At 51.8% G+C, this 9,278-nt stretch carries 10 protein-coding genes; 5 read left to right on the top strand and 5 right to left on the bottom strand.

Going from position 1 to position 9,278, the window contains the following annotated elements; genetic code table 11:
• Nucleotides 1–6 precede the first annotated feature (6 nt).
• Both UNDKW_RS15775 and UNDKW_RS15770 read left to right on the top strand, forming a co-directional pair.
• Nucleotides 7–966, top strand: coding sequence for an SCO family protein (locus UNDKW_RS15775; protein WP_232062998.1), 960 nt, complete (start codon nucleotides 7–9; stop codon nucleotides 964–966).
• On the top strand, nucleotides 963–2,276 hold the full coding sequence (locus UNDKW_RS15770) for a c-type cytochrome (RefSeq protein WP_232062997.1): 1,314 nt from the start codon (nucleotides 963–965) through the stop codon (nucleotides 2,274–2,276). Before UNDKW_RS15775 ends, UNDKW_RS15770 begins: the two co-directional genes overlap by 4 nt.
• Nucleotides 2,277–2,426: 150 nt before the next feature.
• Here UNDKW_RS15770 and UNDKW_RS15765 read toward each other — a convergent pair whose 3' ends face one another.
• From UNDKW_RS15765 to UNDKW_RS15755, 3 genes are all read right to left on the bottom strand, one after another.
• Nucleotides 2,427–3,014, bottom strand: a complete 588-nt coding sequence (locus UNDKW_RS15765) for a MarR family winged helix-turn-helix transcriptional regulator (RefSeq protein ID WP_232062996.1) — start codon at nucleotides 3,012–3,014, stop codon at nucleotides 2,427–2,429.
• The gene (locus tag UNDKW_RS15760) at nucleotides 2,992–3,405 is read right to left on the bottom strand and encodes an ester cyclase (protein ID WP_162059441.1); all 414 of its coding nucleotides are present in this window, start codon (nucleotides 3,403–3,405) and stop codon (nucleotides 2,992–2,994) included. Before UNDKW_RS15760 ends, UNDKW_RS15765 begins: the two co-directional genes overlap by 23 nt.
• 202 nt (nucleotides 3,406–3,607) lie before the next feature.
• Complete coding sequence (locus tag UNDKW_RS15755) at nucleotides 3,608–4,012, bottom strand: DUF4260 domain-containing protein (RefSeq protein ID WP_162059440.1); 405 nt, start codon at nucleotides 4,010–4,012, stop codon at nucleotides 3,608–3,610.
• A gap of 408 nt (nucleotides 4,013–4,420) precedes the next feature.
• Here UNDKW_RS15755 and UNDKW_RS15750 point away from each other — a divergent pair, with 408 nt between their 5' ends.
• Nucleotides 4,421–5,365 carry an exopolyphosphatase gene (locus UNDKW_RS15750; protein WP_162059439.1) on the top strand — a complete coding sequence of 315 codons (945 nt, stop codon included), beginning with the start codon at nucleotides 4,421–4,423 and terminating at the stop codon, nucleotides 5,363–5,365.
• Between the two features lie 16 nt (nucleotides 5,366–5,381).
• Here UNDKW_RS15750 and UNDKW_RS15745 read toward each other — a convergent pair whose 3' ends face one another.
• Together UNDKW_RS15745 and UNDKW_RS15740 are read right to left on the bottom strand one after the other, a co-directional pair.
• A complete protein-coding gene (locus tag UNDKW_RS15745; protein ID WP_162059438.1) occupies nucleotides 5,382–6,083 on the bottom strand; it encodes a GNAT family N-acetyltransferase in 702 nt (233 codons plus the stop codon).
• A 58-nt stretch (nucleotides 6,084–6,141) separates the two neighbouring features.
• Nucleotides 6,142–6,858: a hypothetical protein gene (locus UNDKW_RS15740; protein WP_162059437.1), complete on the bottom strand. Its 717-nt coding sequence runs from the start codon at nucleotides 6,856–6,858 to the stop codon at nucleotides 6,142–6,144.
• 249 nt (nucleotides 6,859–7,107) lie between these two features.
• Between UNDKW_RS15740 and UNDKW_RS15735 the strand changes: the two genes are divergently transcribed.
• The gene (locus tag UNDKW_RS15735; protein WP_304941433.1) at nucleotides 7,108–7,794 is read left to right on the top strand and encodes a response regulator transcription factor; all 687 of its coding nucleotides are present in this window, start codon (nucleotides 7,108–7,110) and stop codon (nucleotides 7,792–7,794) included.
• A gap of 3 nt (nucleotides 7,795–7,797) precedes the next feature.
• Nucleotides 7,798–9,171: an ATP-binding protein gene (locus UNDKW_RS15730; RefSeq protein ID WP_162059435.1), complete on the top strand. Its 1,374-nt coding sequence runs from the start codon at nucleotides 7,798–7,800 to the stop codon at nucleotides 9,169–9,171.
• Nucleotides 9,172–9,278 lie beyond the last annotated feature (107 nt).

Raw genomic sequence — 9,278 nt, 5'->3', positions numbered from 1 at the left:
GCAGCCATGCGCTCTATACCAGAAGCTCAACTGGTCAACCAGGATGGCAAGAACGTCGCCTTCTACCGTGACCTTGTGCAAGGCAAGACAGCGGTCGTCAATTTCATCTTCACGTCCTGCACCATGATCTGCCCCACCCAGACCGCCACCTTGCGCCAGGTGCAGCGTGACCTGGGCGCGCGGGTAGGGCGCGACGTGGTTTTTATCTCCATCAGCATAGACCCCAATACCGACCAGCCGCCACGCCTCAAAGCCTTTGCCAAACAATTTGAGGCTGGGCCGGGCTGGCAGTTTTTGACGGGTAATAAATCCGTCGTCGATAAATTATTACGCTCCCTCAATGCCGGTGTCGGCGACATCAGCAATCACAGCGGCCTGGTACTGGTCATCAATGAAAAAAAACAGGCCTGGCAACAACTCGCCAGCATGCCTGAGGCCAAACTGATCCAGAGTACGATCGAGCAAGTTGCCGGGCCTGACCCTGCCATGCAGTCAGCCAATAGCCGCTACTTTCCCAATTTGCCTCTGCAAACGCAAGATGGCAAGACCGTGCATTTTTTTGATGATGTCATGAAAGACAAAGTCGTCCTCATCAATTTCATCTTCACGACCTGCCCCGGCATCTGCTCACCCATGACCGCCAATCTGGCAAAGGTACAACCCTTGCTGGACCCACGGGTGCAAATGGTCAGCATTACAGTCGATCCTGACACGGATACCCCACAGGTATTGAAAGACTTTGCCAGCAAGTTCAAGGTGCGCCCCGGCTGGCTGTTTTTAACAGGCAGTGCAGAGAATATCAGCGCGGTCGCTAAAAAACTCGGTGGCAGTGGCGAAGACAAAGATGCCCATAGCGGTATTTTATTGGCAGGCAATGTACAGACCGGCGACTGGAAAAAAATCTATGCGACAGCAAAGCCAGAAGATATTGCCCTGGCTGTAGGAAAGCTATTGCCCGCAAGATGATGGCAAGGCTTTGGGTTGCACTTGCTGCTTTGCTCTGCCTGTTCTGCACAGACCTTGCCAGGGCTGACGGTCAGGCATGGCAACGCGGCCAGGCCACGTACTACAAAGGCTGGAACGGCCAGGCAGCCTGCGTGCGCTGTCATGGCAGCCTGGGGCAGGGCAAAGAAGAGGGCGGCTTGCAAGCCCCGCCTTTGGCAGGTAAACCAGACCGTCAGCATCTGCAACGCGCCTTGCTTGACGGCGTGGGCAGCAATGGTCAGTTCTTGCATCCACTCATGCCCCGTTATCACATCGATGCCGCAGACCTCGATGATTTGCTCGCTTACCTGAGTGTCATCGGCAAGGACACTCCCGGCCTTACTGACACCGTACTACGTGTGGGCGTCTCTTTGCCTGACAACGTCTATGGTGCCGCCATACAGGCAGGTTTGAACAAGGCTTTTGATCAGGTCGCCAATGGCGTATATGGGCGCAAACTGGAACTGCTTGTCAATCCAGCACCTGACCAGGTATTTGTCGAGGTCGCTAGCTTGCAAAGCGGCGCGCAGGCCACGACCAGTTCAAGGATTGAAGTGAACCAGCTGGCAGTCATCGGCCCCTTACCTGCACCAGGTCTTGACAGTTTTTCTGACGCGCTTGCACAAGACAGCTTCCACCTCTTGCCGCCAGTACGTGAACAAGCCAGCGCTTTGCTGGTACGGGCTGCGCTGGATGCTCATGGCGTAGCTAGCAACAATAGAGCGACACAACAACTGACCCTGATCTATGATCAGAGCAATGATCCCGCCTTGCATGCATTGCTCAAGGAATTACGCGAGCAGGCGCGGGCAAATCACCAGTCATTGCGTGAACAAATATGGTCTGCCAAGGTCAGCCAGTCCGGCGAAGCAGTGATTTATCTGGGTAGCGCCGCCAACTTGCGTGAAGTACTTGCCGCCACTGGTGATGGCCTGGTATATGCGAGTGCCATTCACACAGGTCCCGCCAGCCTGCAACTACCACCCGCACAAGCAGCCCGCCTGCGTCTGTTGTTACCATGGCGTACCAGCAGCCCGGTCTTTGACCTGCCTGCTGCCTACAATGACGTCGCCTACGCAGCAGGTATGGTATTGATAGAGACACTTAAACGCAGTGGCCGCCAGCTTGGCCGCGCAGAACTGCTGCAACAACTGAACCAGCTCAGAGATTTTACTGTGCCAGGATTTGGCACAATAAGTTTTCATTCTGGCCAACACTACGGCAGCCGTGGCGGGCAATTACTCACCGTGGATGTGGAGCATGGCATATTCAAAGTGCTGCGTCGCTGGTAAGCATCAGTGTATGCCGATATTTGCAATCGCTGACCCAACTGATTCATACAAAACCTGTTGATGCCGATTGCAAGGCGCATGGAAAGTTTGGGTATTACCAGTAAAGATTGAACATCAAAACCACCCCGGCGCAGGCAATGGAAATAAAGCTTAATCGAGGCCGGTGATCTTTTGCAGTATGGGTATTGCTTCGCCCAGAATCGCCCGTTCACGGGCACTCATGCGTGTAGATAATACCTCGCTTAGCCAGAGTGTACGGGCCTTGCGGGCAGTGGCATTTTCTGCCTGGCCCTTTCTGGTCAGGGTGATGAGTTGGCTGCGGCCATCTTTGGGATCGGGAGTCTGGGTGATCAGGCTGTTTTCTTCGAGTTTGGCAATGACCAGGCGCATGCTTTGATGTTTGACACCCCGGTTCTCTGCCAGGGTGGCAATGCTGGCAGGCCCATTGCGCTCCAGGAAGGCCAGTGTTTCTCCCTGGGCAGTAGTCGGCGTTCCCGCCTGGCTACGGACGGCACGGACGAATTTGCCTATGGTGTCTCGCAAATTTTCTGCCAGGGTTTGCACGCTTTCTTGATCATTCTCATGGCCGCTGTCAGTGACGGTTGGTTTTTTCAAAGCTGGTTTCCTCCCGGTGCGATGATGGCGCATATTGCTGGTTTCGCCAAGTTTCATGGGGTGAGGACAAGCGGCATCATTGCTGCTCATGTCGGGTGGATTAGTCTGTGCGTAATTGCGCAAGTACGGCGCTCAGTGTATTGATGCCCCAGTGCTCAAGGTAGCGGCCATTCTGGACATGGACGATGTCGATGACGTCTATGGAAATGGATTTGCCAGTGGCAGCAATACCCAGCAGGCTTCCAGTGTGTTTTCCAGTAATGCTTTTTCTCGTGGTGACTTTTTCACCTTCGCACAATTGATCATGTATCTGCACCTGCAAGTCGCTCAGTGCAGGTCTGAGTATGTGCTGGAAGGTGTTCCACATGCCCTCGGCGTCATTTGCGGTGCCGCGTGGGGCTGAGTGATTGATGAAACGGGTATCCATGAGCGCTTCGAAAGACGCACGGTTTCCTTCTTCTATGACTTCCTTGTTGAAGCGTTTTACGACTTCTTTGCGAGCATGATTATCCATGTGATCTGATGGTAAATAGTTGATGTTTATATTTTGTGTGTTGGGAGGTGATATCTTGCTGGCAGCGACCGCCTTACCCGTCATTAAGCAATTCGGGACAACAAGAAAAGTCGTGAAGTGCCCCATGAATGCACGTCTTTGCATTATTTACTCTTGCATGAAATACGTCTGGCAAAAAGCCGTTTGCTATTGTCAGTAATCTTCATTTTGTCATTATCTGAGAGCTGTCCGGGTCTCGTCCAATGATTCCCAGATGGGTAAAGCGGAAACCGGACGAATACTTCAGGCCGTAACCCAGGGCCCTGTCAAAACCTATGTGTGCTATCCATATCATGCCGGCAGTGATTGCCAGGTGCGCAGAAAACAAAATCCCGGACGCCAGCATCAACGTGGCGCCAGCGTATGAATGTGCAGTGTTGTACATCAGTGCGCCTGCTCTGGGGCCAGCCAGGTAAGCAAGTAGCGATAAGTCGGGCGCCAGAAAGAACAGGGCAAACACGCCCCAGCCTGCACCAAATTTTGAGTAAGCAATCAGACCGCTCAAAAGTATGCAGACGCTTTCAAGGCGAAGGACAGTGCGTACACCGCCGGATGCTGTGCCTGTCATAAATTCTCCTGTTACTTGGCATGAGGTAAAAAATTATATACAGTCTAACTGTATAAATCAAGGAGGATTCTGCGTGACTTTTTACCTGACTGCGTTGGCAAGTATTTTTCTACTGCTGGAGAATAAGGGGGGAAGCGCAGCATGGCGTTGCCTGGATTTGTTGATGGACTGAAAAGCAGGTAAACGAGGCTTAGTCACGAAATAGCCAGACTACCTTATCACAGCGCTATGTAGTGCATGGGGAGTGTCCCAGACAGTAAAACCAGAACTCATTTCATGGACAAGCGCAGTGAAAGTGATTACATTAAACAATTGATGGCAATAGTTTTCAGAAAAGCGGCTTTTTCCGCTTGCCGTGCTTGTTGTATCAGGAATAAACCACTTATAAACCATTTATGGGGAGTATTCATGTCTGCAGATAGCAAAAAATTTCGTTTGATTACGCGCAGCGACTTTGATGGCCTGGTTTGTGCTGTCTTGCTCAAGCATCTTGATCTGATTGATGACATCCTGTTTGTGCATCCCAAAGACATGCAGGACGGCAAGATCGCTGTCAGTGATGCTGACATCAGTACCAATCTGCCCTATGTCGAAGGCATACATATGGCTTTCGACCATCATTTGTCCGAAACCCTGCGTAATGCGGAGGGTGGCGGCAGAAAAAATCATGTGATTGCACCTGATGCACCTTCCGCAGCCAGGGTTGTGTATGATTATTATGGCGGCCTCAATGCATTCCCGGCATCCTGGGACAGCATGATGGCAGCTGTCGATAAGGGTGACTCGGCACAATTCAATCGCCAGGAAGTCTTGCACCCGCAAGACTGGGATTTGCTCAATTTCCTCATGGATGCCCGTACTGGCCTCGGGCGTTTTCGCGACTTCAGGATATCGAACTACAATCTGATGATGAAGTTGATAGACCTGTGTAAGACGCAGAGTATCGCAGAGATCATGCAAGACCCGGATGTGAAGGAAAGGGTGGATCTGTATTTCGAGCATGAAGAGAAATGCAAGGAGCAAATCCTGCGTTGCGCGACTGTGCATAAGAACCTGGTGATACTTGATTTGCGCAATGAGGAAACCATCTTCGCCGGTAACCGCTTCCTGATCTATGCTTTGTTCCCTGAGACCAATATTTCCATCCATGTGCTCTGGGGTTTGAAAAACCAGAATACCGTGTTTGCCACCGGCAAGTCTATCCTGAACCGTAGTTCCAAGACCAATATAGGGCCATTGATGCTGGAATTTGGTGGCGGTGGTCATGAAAATGCGGGTACCTGCCAGGTAGCCAATGAACAGGCTGAACAGGTATTGGCGACCCTGATAAGCCGTATCAATCAGGATGGTTGAGAGTAGTACTTTTGCTTCAGAAGGCTATCTGTATTCCCGTGGGCAGGAATTTGGCATACCTGCTCAGGGAGTTGCTGATAGCGCTGGCCGCAATGCGGTAATAAAAATCCTCAGTGCTTTCGCCTGTCTTGATGGCACCAAAGCGTTCATGGAATTTCCAGACTGACTCATTGCCTTTTCTGACATCAAAATGCGCACTCTGGAAACCCAGCGCCAGTCCATAGTGATATACCATCAGGGCAGATTCTATCGAGCTGCTGCTGGCAGCGCCTGCCTGTATGATCCAGGAACCCCAGCAGAATGAATCTGCCTGCTGATCATACAGGCGCACCGTACCTATATTCTCACCCTGCATGTTTTGTATGATGAAGTAGATTTGCCTGTCATCGAGCGCATATTTTTCCAGCCATTGCTCTTGCGGTTTGATATCGGCTGAGGTGCTGGAGATAAAGCGTGATTTTTGTTCATCCGTACGTAAGGCGACTATATAGCTGGCGTCTGCCACGGTGGCATTACGCATGATCAGTTTATGGCCGGTGATTTTTTGCGGTTTTAAAAAAGCAGGCCCGCCTGCCAGCCCGAGGTCGGCAAGGCGCTGGGCAATGCCAGCCCGTTGGGCACATGCCTGTATCTGGGCGGCGATGCCGGACGATGCGGATATTGCCGGGGTGGATGACGGTGACGATGGTGACATGGCTGATTCATCTGAGGTTTTCACGAGAGATGATTTTACTGTGCCGTTTGCCCTGCGTACAGGCAAACGGCACGTTTGCCGTTTATTTTGCGACTGGCGTAGCATTCACAATGATGCTCTTGTAATAGATATGGCTGGTCGATTCAAAGCCGGAATCAAGACCGAACAAGATCCACAGGCTGCCATCGGCTTCTGTCTTGACGTTCAACGGTGTCATGTTGCTCAATTTTTTCTCCATGTACGGCGCTTTGCCACAATCGGTACTGGCATTGCCTATAGTACCCAGCACCTGGGCAAATTTGCCTGAGCCCGATTGGCCGCCACGGTCTATGTTCATGACGAACTCATCGCCCTTTTGTACTGTCAAAGGTTCAGTTGGTGATGCGCCGCCAAAAAACCAGACGCTGTCACCTGGAGAACCGCCTACGCCAAAGCAGCCAGTGGCGACATTGCTGACGATGGTGGCCTGAAAGCTTAGTACGTATTCTGTATTCGGGGCAAAGCCAGAATATTTCTTTTTGATGTAGATGAACAGGTCATCACTGCGGTTGGTGCCATAGGTATACAAGCCCTTGCCGCTGAAAGGCAGAGGCAGGGTGCGGTATTCGGTGACGACGTCAGTTGGTCTGGTTTGGCTGCTGAAGTCTGAAGTGCCAAAGGCCCAGCCGGGTGGCTCGCTGCCAAAATCAGTGTTGATCTGGACTGGTACTGGCTTGGGAATATAATTGGTAGTGCCGCCACAGGCAGCCAGCAGGGTAGTGACGACAGTCGCTGCGAAAAAATGCGTGAATGTTTTCATAATCAAGATTAAAAAAGATTTGCCTGTTGGGGATGGTATGGCGACAGAGAATAACGGGCGGCAGGGATAAAGTCGTTCTTGAAAATGTCAGATAATTGTCTTTAATTTGTAAATCTTGCCTGGCTTGAAATTGTCTGAAAATTGTAAGTGGCGTCGCAAGCATGAGCAATTTGCGTAGAATCGCGCGCTGCCCGCTCTACAATGCGGCAAATGCGGCAAATGAGGGCAATGCAAAAAGGAGAGAAGTATATGTTTCGTGTAATGCTGGTGGAAGATGACGCCAAGCTGGCAGCGCTGGTTGCCGAGTATCTCAGAGAATACGAATTTACAATAGACATCGTCAGCCGTGGCGATGCTGCGCTCAGCCATTTTCAACAAACATCACCGGATATTGTGGTGCTAGACCTGATGTTGCCTGGCCTCGACGGCATGGTAGTTTGCCGTCAGTTGCGTGCCATCAGTGCCGTGCCTATCCTGATTTTGACAGCGCGTGAAGATGCCTTTGATGAAGTCTCGGGTCTGGAGCAGGGGGCTGACGACTATGTCAACAAACCTGTGCAACCAAGGATATTGCTGGCCCGCCTGCGTGCCTTGCTGAGGCGCGTCAAGGATGAGCCTGAAGATGAAAACGCTGACCTGGTTTTTGGTGCCTTTCGTGTCTGCCGGAGTGACCGCACGGTATTTTGGCGCGACGAAACTGTCACACTCAATAGCGCAGAATATAAATTGTTGCTGGTGCTGGCCGAGGCTGCAGGCAAGGTTTTGTCACGCAACGATATACTGATACAGATGCGTGGCATAGAGTTTGATGGCCTGGACCGCAGTATCGATAATAAAATTTCCCGTCTGCGGCGCAAGTTTGATGATCCGCATGCCGACAAGATCAAGACAGTCTGGGGAGAGGGCTATCTGTTCAGCCCGTCTGCCTGGGACTAGCAGATGAATCGCCTGTTCCTGCGTTTTTTTGCTTTGGTGATGCTGTCCATCAGCGTCGCTACGATTGCCATCTATGTGTCCATCACCGTTTTCTTTGGTGATCCTCTGGAAGAAGTCGCACAGCAGCAGGCATCAGGGCAGATTTTATTATTGACGGAGTACGTCGATCAGGCAGGTCAGAATGAATGGCTGACACGCCTCAACAAGATCAGGGAAATCACTCGCGCGCGGATGGATTTGATACCCATGCAGCCGGTACTGGCCAAGTTGAACCAGACAAGGCGGGCGCAACTGATGCGTGGTGAAGTGGTCATCGATGTTGCCAGCAAATCCTTTTACCGCCGCGTTGATCTGAAAGGCGAGCGCTATGTGGGTAGTGATGAAGAAGTCATCCATGCGCAGAATTTACCGATTGATGTTGCGCCCGTTCTCAAGACCGAGGCGCTGCGCTACATCATCGTGGCACTCTGCCTGCTGATCCCGATTGCGGTCTGGTCCAGCTCGCACTGGCGGGGTTTGCAGGCGCTGGAAAAAGTGGCCGATGAATTTGGTGCGGGTCATTTGAAGGTCCGGGCACAGACCAAAGAACGTGACAGCATACACCCGCTGGCACAGCGCATGAACCAGATGGCGGCCCGTATAGAGAGCCTGCTGGATGCGCAAAAAAATCTCTTGCATTCAGTCTCGCATGAATTGCGCACGCCCATCGCCAGGCTGGAATTTGCACTGGAGCTCTTGAGAAACGCCGCCAAAAATCCGCAGCTTGAACCACGGATGCAAGCCATGGAAGCCGATATCAGTGAGCTCAATGCGCTGGTCAGTGAGTTACTGGACCTGGGCAAACTGGACCAGGATGCCAGCCTGAACAGGAGTGAATTCGATATTGCCAATAGTCTTTCCAGTTGTGTCGCCAGCTTGCAGCATGTGCTGGATGTGCATGTAGTCAATACAGATTTTTCCGTCGATCTGGGGACTTATTGCGGCGATCAGCGCTTGTTGAAACGGGCAATCAGCAATCTCTTGCGTAATGCTGCCAAATACGCCACTGCATGCATCTGGCTGCATGCCAGCAGGAATGCGGATGGCAGCCTTGAAATCATGCTTGAAGATGATGGCCCCGGCATACCTGCCGAGGAAAGGGAGCGCATTTTTGACGCCTTTTTCAGGCTGGACCGCAGCCGTGACCGCAGCACTGGCGGTTTTGGCCTGGGCTTGGCTATTGCAAAAAAAGCCATCGCTGCCCATGGCGGTGAAATAGTGGTGCAAGAAGGGCAATATGGTGGCGCCAGGTTTGTTATTTCCTTGCCTGCTATTTCCTTATCTGTTTTGCAGCATCTGTCACCAGTAAATCCATCAAATTCCGGGCTTACAAATTGATGACATTTGCCAGACAAGTTGGGGAAGACTTGCACCTTGCCGCTCTCTATCATTATTCAATGTCGCCGTGTTGTTTGCGTTCTGTTTTGCCCTGATCAAGGCCCGCC

This window comes from Undibacterium sp. KW1, assembly GCF_009937955.1.
In the GTDB taxonomy this organism is placed as follows: Bacteria; Pseudomonadota; Gammaproteobacteria; order Burkholderiales; family Burkholderiaceae_D; genus Undibacterium.
This window is presented reverse-complemented; position numbering and strand designations above follow the sequence as displayed.

What these genes read in the sequence shown, in the direction of transcription:
- UNDKW_RS15735 (WP_304941433.1), top strand. Translation starts at nt 7,108, where the DNA reads ATGTTTCGTGTAATGCTGGTGGAAGATGACGCCAAGCTGGCAGCGCTG.
- UNDKW_RS15730 (WP_162059435.1), top strand. Translation starts at nt 7,798, where the DNA reads ATGAATCGCCTGTTCCTGCGTTTTTTTGCTTTGGTGATGCTGTCCATC.
- UNDKW_RS15755 (WP_162059440.1), bottom strand. Translation starts at nt 4,012, where the DNA reads ATGACAGGCACAGCATCCGGCGGTGTACGCACTGTCCTTCGCCTTGAA.
- UNDKW_RS15740 (WP_162059437.1), bottom strand. Translation starts at nt 6,858, where the DNA reads ATGAAAACATTCACGCATTTTTTCGCAGCGACTGTCGTCACTACCCTG.
- UNDKW_RS15775 (WP_232062998.1), top strand. Translation starts at nt 7, where the DNA reads ATGCGCTCTATACCAGAAGCTCAACTGGTCAACCAGGATGGCAAGAAC.
- UNDKW_RS15760 (WP_162059441.1), bottom strand. Translation starts at nt 3,405, where the DNA reads ATGGATAATCATGCTCGCAAAGAAGTCGTAAAACGCTTCAACAAGGAA.
- UNDKW_RS15750 (WP_162059439.1), top strand. Translation starts at nt 4,421, where the DNA reads ATGTCTGCAGATAGCAAAAAATTTCGTTTGATTACGCGCAGCGACTTT.
- UNDKW_RS15770 (WP_232062997.1), top strand. Translation starts at nt 963, where the DNA reads ATGATGGCAAGGCTTTGGGTTGCACTTGCTGCTTTGCTCTGCCTGTTC.